A 20,105-nucleotide genomic window follows, 5' to 3' on the forward strand; every position below is an offset into this window, starting at 1 on the left:
CCTATCCTGAGTTTGTGCCGCTACTAAACAAACTAGCGACGGCCGTTCCGGGAGCCCCCGGCGGAGACCCCGCCGTGCGTTCCCTGTCCCGTCTCCGTCTCGCCCTGACCCTCTTCTTCGCCCTCGACGGCTTCCTCTTCGCCGGCTGGGTCGTCCGCATCCCCGCCATCAAGCAGCAGACCGGCGCCTCCGCCGGCGACCTCGGGCTCGCGCTGCTCGGTGTGTCCGCGGGCGCGGTCGTCACCATGACCCTGACCGGCCGGCTCTGCCGGCGGTACGGCAGTCACGCCGTCACCGTCGCCACCGGTGTCCTGCTCTCGCTGAGCATCGCGCTGCCGGCCCTCACGCACTCGCCGCTCGCACTGGGGCTCGTCCTGCTCGTGTTCGGGGCCGCGTACGGCGGGATCAACGTGGCGATGAACAGCGCGGCGGTCGACCTGGTCGCCGCCCTGCGCCGGCCGGTGATGCCGAGCTTCCACGCGGCCTTCAGCCTCGGCGGCATGCTCGGCGCGGGGCTCGGCGGCCTGGTCGCCGGCTCCGTCGCGCCCGCCGCGCACCTGCTCGGGCTCACCGCCGCCGGCCTGCTCCTCACCGCCCTGGCCGGCCCGGTCCTCCTGCGCCACCCGTCCCCCGCGCCGCCGGCGCCCGCCGCTCGCGAGGCGCGCCGGGGACCCGCCCCGGCGGGGGCGCGCCGTGCGGTCCTCGTCTTCGGCGTGATCGCACTGTGCACGGCGTACGGCGAAGGTGCGCTGGCCGACTGGGGCGCGCTGCACCTGGAGCAGGACCTGCACGCCCACCCGGGCGTCGCGGCGGCCGGGTACTCCGTGTTCGCGCTGACCATGACCGCCGGCCGGCTCTCCGGCACCGCGCTCCTCGAACGCCTCGGCCAGACGCGCACGTTGGTCGCGGGCGGCGCGACGGCCTCGGCCGGCATGCTGCTCGGCTCGCTCGCCCCGAACGTCTGGGCCGCGCTGCTCGGCTTCGCGATCACGGGCCTGGGCCTGGCGAACATCTTCCCCGTCGCGGTGGCCCGGGCGGGCGCCCTCGCCGGCCCGAGCGGCGTCGCGACCGCCTCCACGCTCGGCTACGGCGGCATGCTCCTCGGCCCCCCGTCGATCGGCTTCCTGGCCGACTGGTTCTCGCTCCCCCTGGCCCTCACCACGGTCGCCGCCCTCGCGGCGGGCGCGGCCCTGATCGGGTACCTCGCCCGCAACGCCACGGCGGGCGGCGGGCGGGCAGCCGAGCCTGCGTCCGGTCAGTAGTTGCCGTTGGCGATGAGCCTGCCGTCCGCGCCGTAGATCGTCACGAGACCGTTCTTCGACGTCTTCCAGTCCGCGAAGGCGGACGCGATGAGCTTCGCCCGGCTGGCGTCCTTGCTCATGATCCCGCCCTCGAAGTCGGTGTAGACGTCGGCCGTGTCGAGGATGTCGTTCTGCTTGTCCGCGCCCTGCACCTTGGTCACGTGCTTGATCGCGGCCTTCTCGGCGTCGGTGCCGTTCTTCGCGACGAACGCCTTGAACTGGTCGGCCTGGCTCTGGGCCTTCGGCTCATCGGCCGCCGGGGCCTCGGCGGACGGCTCGGCGGCGGGCTGCTCCGCGGCCGCGGTCGGCGCCGCCTTCCGGGCGCCCTTGTCGTCGCCGCTGCCGCCGTCGTACGCGAGCAGGCCGATCACCATGAAGATCAGACCGAGGACGAGGAGCGCGCCACAGCCGATCGCGATGCCCCCGCCCACACCGATGCCCTTCTTCTGCGGCGGAGGCGGCGCGCCGTACGGGCCGGGCTGACCGTACGGAGTGGGCCCACCCGGCTGCTGAGGATGGCCGTAGGGCGGCCGGCCGGGCTGCTGCGGGCCCCATCCGGGCTGCTGAGTCATGAAGGCCCCCTCCCTGTGATGCTTCTGTGAAGACCAGGTGAACCTACCGTGTGGCCGGTCGAAAGTGGAGCCTGGGATACCGGATTGATGCCCGATCAGCAGGGCGACGGGCCGGCCTGGCAGAATCCGGCCCATGGAGCCGAATCTGAGCATCGCCGAGCACCTCACCGCACTGGACGCGTCGGGGCGCGCGCTCGCGGACGCGGCCGCGAAGGCCGGGACGGACGCGGTGGTGCCGACCTGCCCCGGGTGGCGGGTGCGGGATCTGCTGCGGCACACCACGATGGTGCACCGCTGGGCCACCGCGTTCGTGGCCGAGGGGCACACGTCGTACCACCCCGACGGGGGCGAACCGCAGCTGGACGGGGAGGAGTTGCTCGCGCACTACCGGGAGGGGCACGCCGCGCTGGTCGACGCGCTGGCCAAGGCGCCGAAGGACCTGGAGTGCTGGACGTTCCTGCCCGCGCCCTCGCCGCTGGCGTTCTGGGCGCGGCGCCAGGCGCACGAGACCGAAGTGCACCGCGCGGACGCCGAGTCGGCACTGCCGCGAGGGCCGCGCCCGGTCGACGCGGCCCTCGCGGTCGACGGCGTCGACGAGTTGCTGCACGCCTTCCACGCCCGGGACCGCAGCCGCGTCCGCACCGAGTCGCCCCGGGTGCTGCGGATCCGCGCCACGGACACCGGCGACGTGTGGACCGTACGGCTCTCGCAGGACGCCCCGCACACCACGCGCACGGACGACGGACCCGCCGACTGCACGCTCTCCGGGCCCGTCTCGCGGCTCTACCTGACGCTCTGGAACCGGCTGCCCGCCGACGCCGTGGACGTGTCCGGGGACGCCTCGCTCGCCGCGCTGTGGCGCGAGCACTCGGGAATCACCTGGTCGTAGCCGCCCCGGCACGAATCGATCGACGCCCGCGCACCGGCGCGGGCGTCGGCCGTTTCAGGTCTCCGTCGCGCCGGCGTCCAGCATCCGCTTCAGCACCGCACGGTGCAGCGGGCGGGCCTCGGCGTGCCGCCGCCGGCCGGCCTCGGTGAGCTTCACGCGCACGCCGCGCCGGTCCTCCCCGCACATCCCGCGCACGACGAGCCCGCTCTTCTCGAGCCGGGCCACCAGCCGCGACAGCGCGCTCTGGCTCAGATGGACCTGGGCCGCCAACTCCTGCACGCGGAACGATTCGCCGTCCTGGGGCGAGCCCTCGGCGAGCACGTCCAGCACCTCGAAGTCGCTGGCGCCGATCCCCTGACCGTGCAGCGCGCGGTCGAGTTCGCAGGTGGTCCGGGCATGCAGGGCGAGGACGTCCCGCCACTCCTGGACGAGCGCCCCCTCGGACTTCTTCACCACCATGACCGCACGTTAGCAGAGACGCCGCCCATTGTTGCATCGGAATTAAATGCGCGCGCATTCAATGCATGTGCATGTACTGTGCTGCCCATGACCTCTCCGCTCAACTCCCCTGTGTCACAAGAACGATGGAGCCCCCGCCTCTGGGGCACCCTGCTCGTGCTGTGCGCCGCGATGTTCCTCGACGCGCTCGACGTCTCGATGGTCGGCGTCGCGCTGCCCTCCATCGCCACCGACCTGGGCCTGTCCACGGCCACGCTCCAGTGGATCGTCAGCGGCTACATCCTCGGCTACGGCGGACTGCTGCTCCTCGGCGGCCGCGCGGCCGATCTCCTGGGCCGCCGCCGGGTGTTCCTGATCGCGCTCGCCGTCTTCGCGCTCGCCTCGCTGCTCGGCGGACTCGTGGACTCCGGCCCGCTGCTGATCGCCAGCCGCTTCATCAAGGGTCTGAGCGCCGCGTTCACCGCGCCCGCCGGCCTCTCGATCATCACCACGACCTTCAAGGAGGGCCCGCAGCGCAACCGGGCCCTGTCCATCTACACCACCTGCGCCGCCACCGGCTTCTCCATGGGCCTGGTGCTCTCCGGCCTGCTGACCGAGCTCAGCTGGCGCTGGACGATGCTGCTGCCCGCGCCGGTCGCCCTGATCGCGCTGGTCTTCGCCCTGAAGCTGATCCCGCACAGCGCCCGTGAAGAGGGCCGCGGCGGCTACGACCTGCCGGGCGCCGTCACCGGCACGGCCGCGATGCTGCTGCTGGTCTTCACGGTCGTCCAGGCCCCCGAGGCCGGCTGGGGATCCGCCCGTACGCTGCTGTCCTTCCTCGCCGCCGCGGTCCTGCTCGCCGCCTTCGTGGCGATCGAGCGGCGCAGCGCGAGCCCGCTGGTCCGGCTCGGGGTGCTGCGCTCGGGCCCGCAGGTCCGGGCCCAGCTGGGTGCGGCCACCTTCTTCGGCTCGTACGTGGCCTTCCAGTTCATCGTGACCCAGTACATGCAGTCCCTGCTCGGCTGGTCGGCCCTGCAGACCGCGCTCGCGTTCCTGCCCGCCGGCCTGCTGGTGGCCCTGTCGTCGACGAAGATCGGCGGGGTCGTGGACCGGTTCGGCACCCCGCGGGTCATCGCCATCGGCTTCACGCTGCTCGTCGTCAGCTACGCGCTCTTCCTGCGGATCTCGCTCACCCCGCAGTACGCAGCGGTGATCCTGCCGTCGATGCTGCTCCTCGGCGCTGCCTGCGCCCTGGTCTTCCCCTCGCTCAACATCCAGGCCACCAACGGTGTGGCGGACGACGAGCAGGGCATGGTCTCCGGCCTGCTGAACACGTCCATCCAGGTCGGCGGCGCGATCTTCCTGGCCGTCGTCACCGCCGTGATCACGGCGGGCGGCGAGGCGAGCGGTTCGCCCCAGGCGGTCCTGGACAGCTTCCGGCCCGGTCTGGCCGTGGTGACCGTGATCGCGCTCGCGGGTCTGCTGATCACCCTGCCGGGGCTGCGGACGCGGCGCCGCCCGGAGTCGCTGGTGGTGGCGAAGTCCGCCGCCGCGCCGGCCGAGGAGCCGGTCGGCGTCCGCGACTGACCGCCGTGCCCGCACGGGGGCGGGCACGGAAGGAGGGGGCGGCCGCCGCGCGCGGCCGCCCCCGTCCACGTCCGGCTTGCGCGCCCGGTCCGGCCCCGCGTCCGCGTCCGCGTACGGCTCCTGTCGGCGCGTGCGGCTCCTGTCGACGCGGCCGGCTCCTGTCGGCGCGTGCGGCTCCTGTCGACGCGTCAGCCGAGCCAGCCCGGTCGTACGAGACCCGACTCGTAGGCGCGGACGACCAGTTGGGCGCGGTCGCGGGCACCGAGCTTCACCATCGTGCGGCTGACGTGCGTCTTGGCGGTCAGCGGGCTGACGACCAGGCGGCGGGCGATCTCCTCGTTGGACAGGCCGATGCCGACCAGGGCCATCACCTCCCGCTCCCGCTCGGTGAGTTCGTCGAGGCCGTGCGGGCCCGCGGGGCCCTTCGAGCGGGCCGCGAACTCCTCGATGAGACGGCGCGTGACGCCGGGCGACAGCAGCGCGTCGCCGTCGACGACGGCCCGCACGGCCCGCAGCAGTTCCGCCGGCTCGGTGTCCTTGACGAGGAAGCCGGACGCGCCGGCGCGGATCGCCTCGAAGACGTACTCGTCGAGTTCGAACGTCGTCAGCATGACCACCCTGACGTCGGCCAGGGACGCGTCCTCCGTGATCGCGCGGGTCGCGGCGAGGCCGTCGAGGCGGGGCATCCGGATGTCCATCAGGACGACGTCCGGCCGCAGTTCGCGGACCAGCGCCACGGCCTCGTCGCCGTCCGCCGCCTCCCCGGTCACCTCGATGTCCGGCTGGGCGTCGAGCAGGGCCCGGAAACCGGCCCGGACCAGGGACTGGTCGTCGGCGAGCAGCACACGGATCACGGGGTCTCCTTCTGCCGCAGGGGGATCGTGGCGCGCACCCGGAACCCGCCGTCGGGCCGGGCGCCCGCGTCGATGGTGCCACCGAGCGCGGCGGCCCGCTCCCGCATTCCGGCCAGCCCGTGGCCGCTGCCGCCCGCGTCGTCGCCGGTGGCCGGGCCGTCGTCGTCGATCCGCAGTTCCAGGGCGTCGGGGGCCCGGTCGACGCGGACCCGTGCGGTGCGGGAGCCGGAGTGGCGGACGACGTTCGTCAGCGCCTCCTGGACGATCCGGAAGGCGGCGAGGTCCGCGCCGGGCGGGACGGGGGCCGCCGTTCCGGTGCGGGTGACCTCGACGGCGAGCCCGGCGGCCGCGGCCTGTTCGACGAGTTCGGGGAGCCGGTCGAGGCCGGGGGCGGGGGTGCGCGGGGCGTCGCCGGGGGCGCGGAGGGTGCTCAGGACCTGTCGTACCTCCCCGAGCGCCTCCTTGCTGGCGGCCTTGATGGTGGTGAGCGCGGTACGGGCCTGCTCCGGGTCGCCGTCGAGGAGCGCGAGGCCCACACCCGCCTGGACGTTGATGACGGACAGGGAGTGCGCGAGGACGTCGTGGAGTTCGCGGGCGATGCGCAGCCGCTCCTCGTCGGCGCGGCGGCGTTCGGCGGCGGCGCGCTCGGCCCGCTGCTGCGCCCACTGCTCGCGGCGCACCCGGACGAGTTCGGAGGCGGCGAGGATCGCGACGACGAAGCCGGCGACCGGCACTTCCTGGCCCCAGGGGGCCGGCCCGTCCCCGGCGGGCGGCAGATGCGGGTACAGCCAGTGGCCGGCCAGGACGTGCCCCAGCCAGAGCAGGCCGAGCGCCCACCAGGCGGCGTACCGGTGGCCGTGCACGATCGCGGCGTGGCAGGCGACGGCGACAGTGACGAAGACCGGGCCGTACGGGTAGCCGGCGGCGAGGTACGCGAGCGCGGTGGCGGCCACGCCGAGGACGACCGGAACGGGGCGGCGGTGCCGGAACAGCAGCAGCGCCGGTCCGGCCAGCAGCAGGATCCGCGCGTACACGTCGAGGGGCTGCCGGTCGAGCTGGTTGCGGGCGGCGAAGCCGGAGCCGACGAGGACGAACACGGCGATGAGCAGGGTGGACCGCCAGGGCAGTCCGGTGCCGGGCTCCGCCTCGGCCCACTGGCGCAGCCACGGCGGACCGGCGGCGCGGTGCGGTGCGTCCATACGGCCACGCTAGACGCGGCGGGCGGGCGACGGCGTCCGCCGCGCGTGGTGGTCCCGCGTACTCCCGCAGGAGTACGCGGGCGTCCGGCGGGCGATCCGGCGGCAGGCCGGCGGGCGTTCCGGCGGCGTCAGGGCCGCGGCAGCAGGCCGGCCTCGCGGCCGAGCCGGGCGGCCGCGTCGTCGAAGAAGGCGTCACGGTCCTCGACGACCCGGTGGAACTGGCCGAAGACCTCGAAGGAGATCGTGCCGAAGAGCTGCGCCCACACGGCGACGAGGGTGACGGCGACGGCGGGCGGCAGGTCGGGGGCGATGTCGGCGGCGATCCGCTCGGCCTCGGGGCGCAGCCGGGCGTCCAGCGGCGGCAGCGCGATGCGGTCGGAGGTGTACGCCTCGCGGACGATCCCGATCAGGACGAGGCCGACGCGGGCCGCCGGGCCGACGGTGTCCTGGGGGGCGCGGTAGCCGGGGACCGGGGAGCCGTAGATGAGGGCGTACTCGTGGGGGTGGGCGAGGGCCCAGGCGCGGACGGCGCGGCAGACGGCGGTCCAGCGGGCGAGGTGGTCGGCCTCGGGCGGGGCGGCGGCGAGGGCGGTCTCGGCGGCCTCGCCGACGGCGTCGTACGCGTCGACGATCAGCGCGGTGAGGAGGTCGTCGCGGCTCGGGAAGTAGCGGTACAGGGCGGAGGAGACCATGCCGACCTCACGGGCGACGGCCCGCAGGGAGAGCTTGGCGGCGCCTTCGGCGGCGAGCTGCCGGCGGGCCTCGTCCTTGATGGCGGCGGTGATCTCGACGCGCGCACGGGCGCGGGCTCCTTGAACGCTGGTCATGGGGCCATTCTGCCATCGATTCGGAGCACTGCACACAAACGGGAGCATCGCTCTTGCTTTGGTGCGGCGATCCGTGCACACTGATCTCAAGCGAGAGCAGTGCTCACAGTCCGATGCAGGAGGTTCCGATGCCCACCTCGTCCCAGCCGTCCCAGCCGTCGCCGCAGTCCCCGTCCCAGCCGGCCGCGCAGACCTCGGCGCACGTCATGAAGCCGGGCTGGTTCACCGTCCAGGTCCTCAACCGGGCCGTCGCCTGGATGACCCGTCGGGGCATCAGCGTCTGGGGCTCCCGCGTCCTCGCCGTCCGCGGCCGCAAGACCGGCGAGTGGCGGCGCACCCCCGTCAACCTGATGACCTTCGAGGGCGACCAGTACCTCGTGGCCCCCCGCGGGCACGTCCAGTGGACCCACAACATGCGCGCGGCCGGCGGGGGCGAACTGCACCTGGGCCGGCAGGTCACGCCGTTCAGCGCCGTCGAGGTGGGCGACGACGAGAAGCCCGCGCTGCTGCGCGCCTACCTGAAGCCCTGGAAGGCCGAGGTCGGCGTCTTCTTCGGCGGGGTGGGTCCGGACTCCACGGACGAGGAGCTGCGCGCCGCCGCTCCCAAGCACCCCGTCTTCCGCATCACCACCGCGGTATGAGCCATGTCCGCCCAGGCGGGGACACGGCAACGGCGGCCCGGCCGGACCCCTCGCCCGGAACGGACCGCCGCCGCACCTGTCTGCCTCGGTACCGCTGTACCGCTCTACCGCGGTACTCCTCTACCTCTGCCAGGACTGCGTCAGGACTCCTCGGCCGCCCCCGGCCGCTGCGTCACGCCCCGGCTCGGGCCGGGCCCCTGGGCCAGCTGACGGTCCAGAAGGTCGAGCGCGCGCCGCGCCACCCCGCGCGTGCGGACGATGCCGGCGAGCGAGGTTACCCCGCGCGTGATGTCCGCGAAGGCGTTCCAGGCCGGCCGCAGGCCGGTGATCGTGGCGTGCAGCAGCCCCGGCCGGCGCTCGAACATCGCGAGCATCCGCCGCCCCACGGCCATCTCCACGCCGAGCCCCGCCTTGATCGCGAAGGCGTAGTTCAGCGCCTGGCGGCGCGCGTCCACCGCGTCGTTCGCCTCGGCGATCCGGACCGCCCACTCCCCCGCGAGCCGGCCCGAGCGCAGCGCGTACGAGATGCCCTCGCGGGTCCACGGCTCCAGCAGCCCCGCCGCGTCGCCGCAGACCAGGACGCGGCCCCGGGACAGCGGCGAGTCGTCGCTGCGGCAGCGCGTCAGATGCCCGGAGGAGATCTCCGGTTCGAAGCCCGCGAGCCCGAGCCGGGCGATGAAGTCCTCCAGGTACCGCTTGGTGGCGGCGCCCTCGCCGCGCGCCGAGATCACGCCCACCGTCAGCGTGTCGCCCTTCGGGAAGACCCAGCCGTAACTGCCGGGCATCGGGCCCCAGTCGATGAGCACCCGGCCCTTCCAGTCCTCGGCGACCGTCGCCGGCACCGGGATCTCCGCCTCCAGGCCCAGGTCGACCTGGTCGAGCTTCACCCCGACATGTGCTCCTATCCGGCCGGCGCTGCCGTCCGCGCCGACCACCGCGCGCGCCAGCACCGTCTCGCCGTCGGCGAGCACCACCGCGACCGTGCGCCGGTCCGGGACCGCGGGGCCGTGCTGCTCCACCCGGGCGACGGCGGCGCCGGTGCGCAGCTCCGCACCGGCCTTCTGCGCCTGCTCGACCAGGCCGGCGTCGAACTCCGGTCGGTTGACGAGCCCGAAGAGCATCCGGCGGGAGCGGCGGGTGCGGGCGAAGCGGCCGTTCATCGAGAAGGTGACCGCGTGCACCCGGTCCAGCAGCGGCAGTTCGAAACCGGGCGGCAGCGCGTCGCGGGACGGGCCGATGATGCCGCCGCCGCACGTCTTGTACCGGGGCAGCTCCGCCTTCTCCAGGAGCAGCACGCGCCGCCCGGCGACGGCCGCCGCGTACGCCGCCGAGGCGCCCGCGGGACCGGCCCCCACCACGACGACGTCCCACACGCCCTCGGGCTCTCCGGCCCGTTCCGGCTCGGCGCCGGATCCGGGCTCCGCGGCGGGGTCCGGCGCCTCCGGCTCGCCTGCCCGGACGCTGTCCGCCGCGGCCTTCGCCGCGCCCGCCTCTGCCGCTCCGGCGTCTGCGTTCTCGCTGCTCACGATGTGCTTCTGCTCCTGATCCGACCGGTGGTGCCTGCTCTTCTCGGCATCCTACGGCGCAGCCTCCGCGAGGCCGCGCCGTAGGATCGGCCATGCGTTCGCCGTACAACCGACACGGCGTCCGTCCTCTACAACGTCGCACCCACCAGGAGCGTGCCCATGACCGCCCATCCGATCGCCGAGACCGTCGCCTCCCTGATGCCCCGCGCGAAGGCGGAGCTCGCGGAACTGGTGGCCTTCCAGTCGGTGGCGGACGAGGCCGTGGCCCCGCGCAGCGAGTGCGAGGCCGCCGCGAACTGGGTGGCCGACGCGCTGCGCGCGGAGGACTTCCAGGACGTCGCGCTGCTCGACACCCCCGACGGCTCGCAGTCCGTGTACGGCGTGCTGCCCGGCCCGGCCGGCGCGCCGACGGTCCTCCTGTACGCGCACTACGACGTGCAGCCGCAGCTGGACCCGTCGGCGTGGATCTCCCCGGCGTTCGAGCTGACGGAGCGCGACGGCCGCTGGTACGGGCGTGGCGCGGCCGACTGCAAGGGCGGCTTCATCATGCACCTGCTGGCGCTGCGGGCCCTGAAGGCCAACGGCGGGGTGCCGGTGACGGTGAAGGTGATCGTCGAGGGCTCGGAGGAGCAGGGCACCGGCGGCCTGGAGCGGTACGCCGAGGCGCACCCGGAGCTGCTGACCGCGGACGCCATCGTGATCGGCGACACCGGAAACTTCCGGCTCGGGCTGCCGACCGTCACGGCCACGCTGCGCGGGATGACCATGATCCGCGTGCAGATCGACACGCTGGAGGGCAACCTGCACTCCGGCATGTTCGGCGGCGCCGCGCCGGACGCGCTGGCCGCGCTGATCCGCGTCCTCGACACCCTGCGCGCCGAGGACGGCTCCACGGTGATCGACGGCCTGCCCGCGGACGCGGTCTGGGAGGGACTGCAGTACCCGGAGGAGGACTTCCGCAAGGACGCCCGCGTCCTGGACGGGGTGGGGCTCCCGGGCAACGGCACGGTGGCGGACCGCATCTGGGCCCGCCCGGCCGTGACCGTCGTCGGCATCGACTGCCACCCGGTGGCCGGCGCCACGCCGTCCATCCCGCGGACCGCCCGCGCCCAGATCAGCCTGCGGGTGCCGCCCGGCCAGGACGCCGCCGAGGCGACCGAGCTGCTGTTCGCGCACATCGAGAAGCGCGTGCCGTGGAACGCCCGGGTCAGCTTCGAGCAGATCGGCCAGGGCCAGCCGTTCAGCGCCGACGTGACCAGCCCGGCGTACACCTCCATGGCCGAGGCGATGAAGCTCGCCTACCCCGGGCAGGAGATGCAGGCGTCCGGCATGGGCGGCTCGATCCCGCTGTGCAACACGCTGGCCGCGCTGTACCCGGAGGCGGAGATCCTGCTGATCGGTCTGAGCGAGCCGGAGGCGCAGATCCACGCGGTGAACGAGTCGGTGTCGCCGCAGGAGCTGGAGCGGCTGTCGATCGCCGAGGCCCACTTCCTGCTCAACTACGCCCGCTCGAAGAAGAACTGACGCCGCGACGGCTTCGCGGGCTCACGGCCGATGACGGACTTCCGTCCGTTTCGGCCGTGGGCAGAGAAACATGCGGCGGACGCGCGCGGAACCGTACGTTCGCCGCATGGCTCTCACCCTCACCGAGATCACTCCCCGCCTTCACCAGCTGGACTTCTCCATCGGCCAGGCGTATCTCTGGCGCGACGGCGAGGAGTCGACGCTGATCGACGCCGGCTGGGCGGGCGCGGCCGACGAGGTCGACGCGGCGATCCGCTCGGCGGGCCTCGACCCCGCCCGGCTGCGCCGGATCGTGCTCACCCACGCCCACCGCGACCACGTCGGCTGCGCCCAGGAGCTGGCGGAACGGCACGGCGCCGAGATCGTCGCCCACCGCCTGGACGCGCCGGTGGTGCGCGGCGAGGCGCCGGTCCCGGACCCGGTCCTCCTGGACTGGGAGGCGCCGCTGTACGAGCGCGGGATCACCGTCGTCCCCGTCGCGCCGCCGACCCGGGTGGACCGGGAGGTGGAGGACGGCGACGCACTCGGCTTCGGCGACGGGGCGGTGGTCGTGCACACCCCCGGCCACACGGACGGCTCGATCGCCGTCCATCTGCCCCGGCACGGCGTGCTGTTCACCGGCGACACCGTGGCCGCCGTCGAGGGCGTGACGCTGGGCGTCTTCCACACGGACCGCGAGGGGGCCCGGGCCGCCATGCGGCGGCTCGCGGAACTCGCCCCGTCGGTGGTGTGCTTCGGCCACGGCGTCCCCCTGACGGAGAACGCCGCGGCCCTCCTCAAGGCGGCGGCGGAGGCGGCCTGAGCCGGGGGGGGCGCGCCGCACGCCGACAGGTGCGCCCCCGCCCCCGGGCGTCAGCCGACCGGGACGCCGCCCTCCAGGTTGAGCACCGTGCCGTGTTCGCGGGCGCGCAGCGCCCAGCGCAGCCGCCGGTAGCGGACCGGTGGCAGCAGCTCGGCGGCCTCCGCCTCGGTGACGAAGCGCCAGCCGCGCAGTTCGGCTCCGGGCAGCAGCAGGTCGTCGGCGGCCCCGTCGGGGAGCGTGCCGCCGTCGAAGAGGAAGCGCAGTCCGCCGTATCCGGGCGGCTGGGGCTGCTCCCAGTCGACCACGAGGAGGCACGGCGGGGCGTCGAGCCGCAGCCCGAGCTCCTCCGCGACCTCCCGGACGCCCGCCCGCGCGGGCGACTCGCCCGCCTCGACGACGCCGCCGGGGAACTCCCAGCCGGCCTTGTAGGTGGGGTCGACGAGCAGCACCCGGTCCTGCTCGTCGAAGAGCAGGACCCCCGAGGCCACGGTCTCGCCGGTGGGTTCGGGGGTCTGCACGATCCCGCAGGGCCGGGCCGCGCCGTTGCGGAGCGCCTCGGCGACGGCCTCGGCGGTGGCGGCGGGGGTCAGGCGGGAGTTGTCGACGACGTGCGCGTCCTCGCCGAGCCAGCCGCCCAGCGCGGCGAGGTACGGGTCGATGTGGTCGTACGCCCAGCGGCGGACGCGCTCGTTGCCCTCGGGGTCGTCGGCGTACTCCTCGCGGCCGGCTATGCGTGACCGCAGGATCGTTTCGTCAGGTGCGAGCAGCACATGCCGGACGTCTATGCGGCGGGCCGCCAGTCCGCCGAAGATCTCGTCCCGGTACTCCTGCCGGAGCAGGGTCATCGGGACGACGAGCGTGCCGCCGACCTCCGCGAGCAGGGCCGCGGCGGTGTTCACGACCATGCGCCGCCAGATCGGCAGGTCCTGGAAGTCGTCGACCTCGGCGAGGCGCTTCGGCGGCAGCAGGTGGCGCAGGCCGAAGCCGGTGAGTTCGGGGTCGTACAAGGTGCTGTGCGGGATCAGCTCGAGCAGTTCGCGCGCGGTGCTGGTCTTTCCCGCGCTGAACGTTCCGTTGATCCAGACGATCACAGTGCCCCCTTTGTGTAGCCCCTCGATGGGTTGGACCCACCACCCTGCCATGACCGACGCCGGGGTGTGAGTCGTCTCACGGCCGCGGCCGCACGGGCCTTTGAGGCGTGACACTTCGCAGCGGAGCCTCGTTGGATCAGGCAATGACTAGGGGGTGCGGAACATGCGCACGGTGTTGGAACGGTTTCCCGCGGGCGGCCCGCGGGGCAGTTGGCCGGCCGAGGAGTACGCGCGGGCGCGTCGCGACGAGGGACTGGCGGCGGAGGTCGTGATGGACCTGGAGTCGGACGCCTTCCTCGTCGTCGTGCCGCAGCAGCCCACGGGCGAGCGGAGGACGGCGGCGGAACCGGCGGCGGCCTGAGGCGTGTGGAGCCTTCCGTCACTCGCCGGTCAGGGCGTCCGCCTTCGCGTCGGCCAGCCCCTCGCACGCCGCCGCGGCGGCGCCCAGGAGGCCCGCGTCCGTGCCGGTCAGCGCCGGGACGACGGTGAGGTCGCGGACGAAGGACAGGGTGGCGTACGCGGCCAGGCTGCGCCGCAGCGGCGCGAACAGCACCTCGCCCGCGCCGGCCACTCCCCCGCCGACCACGGCGATGTCGAGCTCGACGAGGTGGGCCGTGGCGGCGATCCCGGCGGCCAGGGCGCGCGCGGCCCGCTCGAACGACGCCGTGGCGACCGGGTCGCCGGCGCGGGCAGCGGCGGCGACCGCGGCGGCGGAGACGTCGCCGTCCGGGCCGGGCCGCCAGCCCTCGTCGAGGGCGCGGCGGGCGAGGTGCGGGCCGCTGGCGATGCGTTCGACGCAGCCGCGCGACCCGCAGGCGCAGGGGTCGCCGTCCAGGTCGACACTGATGTGGCCGATGTGACCGGCGTTCCCCGTGGGGCCGGTGTGGAGGCGGCCGCCGAGGACGAGACCGCCGCCGACACCCGTGGAGACCACGAGGCAGAGCGCGTTGTCGTACCCCTGGGCCGCGCCCTGCCAGTGCTCGGCCGCGGTCATGGCGACGCCGTCGCCGACCAGCGTGACGGGACGGCCGCCGGACGCCCGGTGCACCCGCTCGACCAGCGGATAGTCGCGCCAGCCGGGGATGTTGACGGGGCTGACGGCGCCGCGCGCCGCGTCCACCGGTCCGGCGCTGCCGACGCCGACCGCGCGGACCGAAGCCCAGAGCGGCCCGACGGCGAGGTCCGCGAGCACCGCCTCGACCGCGCGCATCACCGTCTCGCCGTCCTCCCGCGCCGGCGTGGGGCGCTGCGCCCGGGTGAGGATCGCGCCGCCGCCGTCCACCAGGGCGCCGGCGATCTTGGTGCCGCCGATGTCGAGCGCGGCGACGAGCTCCGTATGCATGCTGCGGGATCTCCGGGAGGGCGCGAGGGGACGAACGGTCGAGATCCAGTCTCCCCGCCGCTGACAACGTTGTCCAGGCCCTATCCTCGACATCGTCCCCCGTGAACTCCCGCCGCACCGAGGAACAGAGGAACAGCGCACCGTGGCCGACTCCGCCCGCCGCTCCACCCACCGCTACGGCATCCGGCCCACCATGAAGGACGTGGCCGCGCGGGCCGGGGTGGGACTCAAGACGGTATCCCGGGTGGTCAACGGCGAGCCGGGCGTCACCCCCGACACGGAGCGCCGGGTGCAGGAGGCCATCGACTCGCTCGGTTTCCGCCGCAACGACAGCGCGCGGGTGCTCCGCAAGGGCCGCACCGCCTCGGTCGGCCTGGTCCTGGAGGATCTGGCGGATCCGTTCTACGGGCCGCTGAGCCGCGCCGTCGAAGAGGCCGCCCGGAGCCACGGCGCCCTGCTCATCAACGGTTCCAGCGCCGAGGACCCGGACCGCGAGCGGGAGTTGGCGCTCGCGCTGTGCGCCCGGCGGGTCGACGGTCTGATCGTGATCCCGGCCGGTTCCGACCACCGGTATCTGGAGCCCGAGATCCGCGCGGGCGTCGCCACGGTGTTCGTGGACCGGCCGGCCGGCGGCATCCGCGCGGACGCCGTGCTCTCCGACAGCTTCGGCGGGGCGCGCGAGGGCGTGGCGCATCTGATCGCCCACGGCCACCGGCGCATCGGCTTCGTCGGCGACCGGCCGCACATCCACACCGCCACCGAGCGGCTGCGCGGCTACCGGGCGGCCATGGAGGAGGCGGGGCTGCCCGTCGACGAGGCGTGGGTGGCGCTCGGCCCCACCGACCCCGGCCACGTCCGCTCCGCCGTCACCGGGATGCTCAGCGGACCGACGCCGGTGACCGCCCTGTTCGCGGGGAACAACCGCGTCACCGTCACCGCCGTCCGCCTGCTCGCCGAACGGCCCGCGCCGGTGGCCCTGGTGGGCTTCGACGACATCGAGCTGGCCGATCTGCTCGGCATCACGGTCGTCGCCCAGGACGCCGCCGCCCTGGGCCGTACCGCCGCCGAGCGGCTGTTCCGCCGGCTCGACGGCGCGGAGGAGCCGCCGGCCCGGATCGTGTTGACGCCCACCCTGATCCCGCGGGGATCGGGCGAGATCCCGCCCGCCTGACCCGGGCACGTCGGCGCGGGCCGGTCAGCAGACGGGCAGGCCGGGGATCGGGCCGTCGTTGTCGCCGCCCTTGATGTACACGGCGCTGAAGTACACGTTGGTGTTGCCGCTGTCGTCGTCGGTACGGGCCCACCAGACGTTGGTCCACTGGCCGTAGGTCTCGCGGCGGCCCAGGTTGGCCTGGCAGTAGAAGTAGTTGGTGCCGGCGTTGAGGATGCCCGCCTCACCGCCGTCGTGGCGGTAGGTCTTCTCGGTCCGCCACACGTCGCAGTCGTACTTTCCGCCGCCGCGCGGGAAGCAGGCCGGCGCGGGCTGCGGGCTCGTCCCGCCGCCGCCGCCCGTCGTGGCCGTCGTCCCGCCGTCGCCGCCACCGCCGGTGGCCGTGGTGCCGCCGTCCGTGCGCGAGCCTCCGGTGGACCCGCCGCTGTCGCCCGTACCGCCCGCGCCGCCCGGCCTGGGGGCCGGGGAGCTCGTCGACGGCCTCGGCTTCGTGGAGGGCCGGGCCGGGGCCTTGGACGGCGTACCGGTCGGCGCGGCGCTCGCCGGCGCGTCCGAGGCGCCGGGGTCGAGCGCCTGACCGGGGTCGCCGGGGCGCGCCGGATCCGCCGTCACCTGCTCCTGCCGGGCGCCGGAGTCGCGCTGGACCAGGGCGTACGTGATGCCGCCGCCGGCCAGCACCACGGCGGCGACGGCCGCGGCGACGGGCACCGCGGCACGCTTGCGGCGCGCCTGGCGCCGCGGGCCCTGGGGCGCGGTCACCGGCTGTGCACCGGCGGGCGGGCCGGGAGGCGGACCGAAGGAGGACCCGGCCGGCACAGCGGCGGACGGGAAGCCGCCCGCCGGGGCCACCGGCATCGCGGGGCCGAAGCCGGCCGGCGGCCGCGGCATGGTGTCGATCTCCGTCGGCACCGGCGCGGCTCCCGTGGCCGGCGCCGGGGGCACCGGCGCTCCGGCCGGTCCCCCGCCCTGGGCGACCTCGGCCAGCAGCCGCGCCGCCGTGCGGGCGTCCGGGCGCCGGGCGGGGTCCTTGTCCATCAGCTGCCGGAGCACGGGCGCCAGGACGCCGGCCCGGCGCGGCTCGGGCAGCGGCTCGACCACGATGGCATTGAGCGTCGACCAGGTCGACGTACGGCGGAACGGCGAGTCTCCCTCGACCGCGGCGTACAGCGTCGCACCGACCGCCCAGACGTCGGAGGCGGGTCCGGGCTGCTGCCCCTGGGCGCGCTCGGGAGCGAGGTAGTCCAGGGAGCCGACGATCTCGCCGCTGCGGGTGAGCTGGGTGGCGGCCCCGTCGCCGGGATCCTCCATGGCCGCGATGCCGAAGTCGGTGAGCACGACGCGGCCGCCGCGGTCGAGCAGGATGTTGCCCGGCTTCACGTCGCGGTGGAGCACGCCGGCCTCGTGGGCGGCGGCGAGCGCCTCCAGGACGGCCGCGCCGATGCCGGCGGCCTCCCGCGGCTCGAGGCCGCCGCGCTCGGCGAGCACGTCGCCGAGCGAGGGGCCGTCGATGAGCTCCATGACGATGACGGGCCGGCCCTCGTGCTCGGCGACGTCGTGGACGGCGACGACCCCGGGGTGGCGGACGCGGGCGGCCGCGCGCGCCTCGCGCTGCATCCGCAGGTGCAGGTCGGCCAGCTCCTGGCCGGACGAGTCGTTGTAGGTGCGCAGTTCCTTGACCGCCACCTCGCGGCCGAGGACCTCGTCGACGGCGCGCCAGACGACGCCCATGCCGCCGCGGCCGAGTTGCCGCACGACCCGGTAGCGGCCCGCGAGCCGCTCGTTCTCCCCCGAAGACACCGATGCCCCGTTCCCTGTGGCGTGTGATGAACGCGTACAGAGTACGGGGCCCGGATGGCGCGCCCGGACGGCTGTTACTGAGCCGTGGCCGTCAGGTCGCCGCGCCGCGGGGCGGCGAAGCGGTCGAGGTCGGCGCGGGTCAGACCGGTGAGGGCGTCGACCTCGGCGGTGTCGAGGGCGCCGCAGTCGATGCCGCGCAGCAGGTACGAGCTGAGGGCCTTGGCAGTGGCGGGCTCGTCCATGACGTCGCCGCCGGCGTGGTTGGCGTACGCGGACAGGCGCTTGGCGGCGGCCTCGAAGCCCTCGCGGTAGAAGGCGAAGACGGCGGCGTAGCGGGTGGGGATGTGGCCGGGGTGCATGTCCCAGCCCTGGTAGTAGGCGCGGGCGAGCGCGCGGCGGGTGAGGCCGAAGTGCAGCCGCCACGCCTCGTGGACGTGCTCGGTCGAGCCGACCGGGAGGACGTTGGTGGAGCCGTCGGAGACGCGTACGCCGGTGCCGGCGGCGGCGACCTGCATGATCGCCTTGGCGTGGTCGGCGGCGGGGTGGTCGCTGGCCTGGTACGCGGCGGAGACGCCGAGGCAGGCGCTGTAGTCGAAGGTGCCGTAGTGCAGGCCGGTGGCGCGGCCCTCGGCGGCGTCGATCATGCGGGCGACGGTGGCGGTGCCGTCGGCGGCGAGGATGGCCTGGCTGGTCTCGATCTGGATCTCGAAGCCGAGGCGGCCGGCGTCGAGGCCGTGGGCCTTCTCGAAGGCCTCCAGGAGGCGGACGAAGGCGGAGACCTGCTCGGGGTAGGTGACCTTGGGCAGGGTGAGCACGAGGCCGTCGGGCAGGCCGCCGTGCTCCATGAGGCCGGTGAGGAAGACGTCGGTGGTGCGGATGCCGCGGTCGCGTACGGCGGCCTCCATGCACTTCATGCGGATGCCCATGTACGGGGCGGCCGTGCCGTTCCGGTACGCCTCGGCGATCAGGCGGGCGGCGCGGGCCGCGTCGGCGTCCTCGTCCTGCCCGGCGTAGCCGTCCTCGAAGTCGACGCGGAGGTCCTCGATCGGCTCGCGCTCCAGCTTGGCGCGGACGCGGCCGTACACGTCCTCGGCGAGGGCCTCGGACAGGCCGAGCACGCGGGCGAAGACGGCGGCGTCGGGGGCGTGCTCGTCGAGGGCGGCGAGGGCCTGGTCGCCCCAGGAGCGGACGGTGTCGGCGGCGAAGACGTTGCCGGGGACGTAGACGGTGTGGACGGGCTGGCGGGTGCCGGGGTCGCCCGGGTAGCGCCGGTCGAGCTCGGCGTCCACCGCTGCGAGGGAGGCGCTGATGTCCTCGCTGACCGCTCCGGCGAGGCTCGTCGACACCTTCTCCTGCTGACCCATCCTGCATCCTCCTGTTTTCCGCCACACGGAATCAACAATCCGTATAGTGAAGTTAGTAGTCCGCCGGACCTGCGTCAATGGTTGCCCGAAACGGCCGGGGGCCGCGCGGCGACGTGCGCCGCGCGGCCCCCGGACCGCGGAGAGGAGCGATCAGCCCTTGCGGGTCTTGATCTCCTCGGTCAGCTGCGGGACGACGTCGAAGAGGTCGCCCACCACGCCGTAGTCCACGAGCTCGAAGATGGGCGCCTCGGCGTCCTTGTTGATCGCGACGATCGTCTTCGAGGTCTGCATGCCGGCGCGGTGCTGGATCGCGCCGGAGATGCCGGAGGCGATGTACAGCTGCGGCGACACGGACTTGCCGGTCTGGCCGACCTGGTTGGAGTGCGGGTACCAGCCCGCGTCCACCGCGGCGCGCGAGGCGCCGACGGCCGCGCCGAGCGAGTCGGCGAGGGCCTCGATGAGCGCGAAGTTCTCGGCGCCGTTGACGCCGCGGCCACCCGAGACCACGATCGCGGCCTCGGTCAGCTCCGGGCGGCCGGTCGACTCGCGCGGGGTGCGCGCGGTCACCTTGGTGCCGGTGGCCAGCTCGCCGAAGGACACCGACAGGGCCTCGACGGCGCCGGCGGCCGGGGCGGCCTCGACCGGGGCCGAGTTCGGCTTGACGGTGATGACCGGGGTGCCCTTGGAGACACGGGACTTGGTGGTGAAGGACGCGGCGAACGCGGACTGCGTCGCGACCGGGCCCTCGTCACCGGCCTCCAGGTCCACGGCGTCGGTGATGATGCCGGAGCCGATGCGGACCGCGAGACGGGCGGCGATCTCCTTGCCCTCCGCGGAGGACGGGACCAGGACGGCGGCCGGGGACACGGCCTCGTACGCGGCCTGGAGCGCGTCGACCTTCGGGACGACGAGGTAGTCGGCGAACTCCGGGGCGTCGGCGGTCAGGACGCGGGTCGCGCCGTGCTCACCGAGGACCGCGGCGGTGTCGGCGGCGCCGTTGCCGAGCGCGACCGCGACCGGCTCGCCCAGACGGCGGGCGAGCGTCAGCAGCTCCAGGGTGGGCTTGCGGACGGCTCCGTCGACGTGGTCGACGTAGACGAGAATCTCAGCCATGGGACTTCAATCTCCTGCGAACGAAAAAGGGGCGGACTTCAGCTGCGGCTCGCGCGAGCCCTCTTGG

19 protein-coding genes are annotated in these 20,105 nt (G+C 74.5%); 8 read left to right on the forward strand and 11 right to left on the reverse strand.

Annotation, left to right across the window (positions count from 1 at the left end; all coding sequences use genetic code 11):
* The first annotated feature begins 14 nt into the window (after nt 1–14).
* Complete coding sequence (locus ACNJ93_RS02475) at nt 15–1,262, forward strand: MFS transporter (protein WP_418961288.1); 1,248 nt, start codon at nt 15–17, stop codon at nt 1,260–1,262.
* Here ACNJ93_RS02475 and ACNJ93_RS02480 read toward each other — a convergent pair.
* Nucleotides 1,256–1,873, reverse strand: a complete 618-nt coding sequence (locus ACNJ93_RS02480; RefSeq protein ID WP_418955642.1) for a hypothetical protein — start codon at nt 1,871–1,873, stop codon at nt 1,256–1,258. The genes ACNJ93_RS02475 and ACNJ93_RS02480 overlap by 7 nt on opposite strands.
* Before the next feature lie 145 nt (nt 1,874–2,018).
* On the opposite strand from ACNJ93_RS02480, the gene ACNJ93_RS02485 reads away from it, so the two are divergent.
* On the forward strand, nt 2,019–2,762 hold the full coding sequence (locus ACNJ93_RS02485) for a maleylpyruvate isomerase family mycothiol-dependent enzyme (RefSeq protein ID WP_418961289.1): 744 nt from the start codon (nt 2,019–2,021) through the stop codon (nt 2,760–2,762).
* Between the two features lie 54 nt (nt 2,763–2,816).
* Here ACNJ93_RS02485 and ACNJ93_RS02490 read toward each other — a convergent pair whose 3' ends face one another.
* The gene (locus ACNJ93_RS02490; RefSeq protein ID WP_418955643.1) at nt 2,817–3,221 is read right to left on the reverse strand and encodes a MarR family winged helix-turn-helix transcriptional regulator; all 405 of its coding nucleotides are present in this window, start codon (nt 3,219–3,221) and stop codon (nt 2,817–2,819) included.
* An 87-nt stretch (nt 3,222–3,308) separates the two neighbouring features.
* Here ACNJ93_RS02490 and ACNJ93_RS02495 point away from each other — a divergent pair, with 87 nt between their 5' ends.
* Nucleotides 3,309–4,787: an MFS transporter gene (locus ACNJ93_RS02495; protein ID WP_418955644.1), complete on the forward strand. Its 1,479-nt coding sequence runs from the start codon at nt 3,309–3,311 to the stop codon at nt 4,785–4,787.
* A 188-nt stretch (nt 4,788–4,975) separates the two neighbouring features.
* Here ACNJ93_RS02495 and ACNJ93_RS02500 read toward each other — a convergent pair whose 3' ends face one another.
* The 3 genes from ACNJ93_RS02500 to ACNJ93_RS02510 form a co-directional block, all read right to left on the reverse strand.
* Entirely contained in the window at nt 4,976–5,641 is a 666-nt protein-coding gene (locus tag ACNJ93_RS02500; protein WP_418955645.1) for a response regulator, read from the reverse strand.
* Complete coding sequence (locus ACNJ93_RS02505; RefSeq protein ID WP_418955646.1) at nt 5,638–6,840, reverse strand: sensor histidine kinase; 1,203 nt, start codon at nt 6,838–6,840, stop codon at nt 5,638–5,640. Before ACNJ93_RS02505 ends, ACNJ93_RS02500 begins: the two co-directional genes overlap by 4 nt.
* Nucleotides 6,841–6,968: 128 nt before the next feature.
* A complete protein-coding gene (locus ACNJ93_RS02510) occupies nt 6,969–7,667 on the reverse strand; it encodes a TetR/AcrR family transcriptional regulator (RefSeq protein WP_418955647.1) in 699 nt (232 codons plus the stop codon).
* Between the two features lie 206 nt (nt 7,668–7,873).
* Here ACNJ93_RS02510 and ACNJ93_RS02515 point away from each other — a divergent pair, with 206 nt between their 5' ends.
* Entirely contained in the window at nt 7,874–8,308 is a 435-nt protein-coding gene (locus ACNJ93_RS02515; RefSeq protein ID WP_418961290.1) for a nitroreductase family deazaflavin-dependent oxidoreductase, read from the forward strand.
* Nucleotides 8,309–8,448: 140 nt separating this feature from the next.
* Here the strand turns inward: ACNJ93_RS02515 and ACNJ93_RS02520 are convergent, their stop codons facing one another.
* The gene (locus ACNJ93_RS02520) at nt 8,449–9,834 is read right to left on the reverse strand and encodes a geranylgeranyl reductase family protein (RefSeq protein ID WP_418955648.1); all 1,386 of its coding nucleotides are present in this window, start codon (nt 9,832–9,834) and stop codon (nt 8,449–8,451) included.
* 159 nt (nt 9,835–9,993) lie between these two features.
* Between ACNJ93_RS02520 and ACNJ93_RS02525 the strand changes: the two genes are divergently transcribed.
* Together ACNJ93_RS02525 and ACNJ93_RS02530 are read left to right on the forward strand one after the other, a co-directional pair.
* Nucleotides 9,994–11,358: a dipeptidase gene (locus tag ACNJ93_RS02525; protein WP_418955649.1), complete on the forward strand. Its 1,365-nt coding sequence runs from the start codon at nt 9,994–9,996 to the stop codon at nt 11,356–11,358.
* Between the two features lie 70 nt (nt 11,359–11,428).
* Nucleotides 11,429–12,160 (forward strand): MBL fold metallo-hydrolase, encoded by a 732-nt coding sequence (locus ACNJ93_RS02530; protein WP_418955650.1) that lies wholly within the window; start codon nt 11,429–11,431, stop codon nt 12,158–12,160.
* Nucleotides 12,161–12,210: 50 nt separating this feature from the next.
* Here the strand turns inward: ACNJ93_RS02530 and ACNJ93_RS02535 are convergent, their stop codons facing one another.
* Nucleotides 12,211–13,251: an NUDIX domain-containing protein gene (locus ACNJ93_RS02535; protein WP_418955651.1), complete on the reverse strand. Its 1,041-nt coding sequence runs from the start codon at nt 13,249–13,251 to the stop codon at nt 12,211–12,213.
* A gap of 163 nt (nt 13,252–13,414) precedes the next feature.
* Between ACNJ93_RS02535 and ACNJ93_RS02540 the strand changes: the two genes are divergently transcribed.
* Nucleotides 13,415–13,612, forward strand: a complete 198-nt coding sequence (locus tag ACNJ93_RS02540; RefSeq protein ID WP_418955652.1) for a hypothetical protein — start codon at nt 13,415–13,417, stop codon at nt 13,610–13,612.
* A gap of 18 nt (nt 13,613–13,630) precedes the next feature.
* Here ACNJ93_RS02540 and ACNJ93_RS02545 read toward each other — a convergent pair whose 3' ends face one another.
* On the reverse strand, nt 13,631–14,593 hold the full coding sequence (locus ACNJ93_RS02545; protein WP_418955653.1) for an ROK family protein: 963 nt from the start codon (nt 14,591–14,593) through the stop codon (nt 13,631–13,633).
* Nucleotides 14,594–14,786: 193 nt separating this feature from the next.
* Here ACNJ93_RS02545 and ACNJ93_RS02550 point away from each other — a divergent pair, with 193 nt between their 5' ends.
* The gene (locus tag ACNJ93_RS02550; RefSeq protein ID WP_418961291.1) at nt 14,787–15,764 is read left to right on the forward strand and encodes a LacI family DNA-binding transcriptional regulator; all 978 of its coding nucleotides are present in this window, start codon (nt 14,787–14,789) and stop codon (nt 15,762–15,764) included.
* A gap of 24 nt (nt 15,765–15,788) precedes the next feature.
* Here the strand turns inward: ACNJ93_RS02550 and ACNJ93_RS02555 are convergent, their stop codons facing one another.
* The 3 genes from ACNJ93_RS02555 to ACNJ93_RS02565 all read right to left on the reverse strand — a co-directional run bounded on the left by ACNJ93_RS02555 (nt 15,789) and on the right by ACNJ93_RS02565 (nt 20,038).
* A complete protein-coding gene (locus ACNJ93_RS02555) occupies nt 15,789–17,561 on the reverse strand; it encodes a serine/threonine-protein kinase (protein ID WP_418955654.1) in 1,773 nt (590 codons plus the stop codon).
* A 74-nt stretch (nt 17,562–17,635) separates the two neighbouring features.
* Nucleotides 17,636–18,925 (reverse strand): DUF6986 family protein, encoded by a 1,290-nt coding sequence (locus ACNJ93_RS02560; protein ID WP_418955655.1) that lies wholly within the window; start codon nt 18,923–18,925, stop codon nt 17,636–17,638.
* A 150-nt stretch (nt 18,926–19,075) separates the two neighbouring features.
* Entirely contained in the window at nt 19,076–20,038 is a 963-nt protein-coding gene (locus ACNJ93_RS02565) for an electron transfer flavoprotein subunit alpha/FixB family protein (RefSeq protein ID WP_418955656.1), read from the reverse strand.
* Nucleotides 20,039–20,105 lie beyond the last annotated feature (67 nt).

This window comes from Streptomyces tritici, assembly GCF_048500665.1.
Classification (GTDB): Bacteria; Actinomycetota; Actinomycetes; order Streptomycetales; family Streptomycetaceae; genus Streptomyces; species Streptomyces tritici.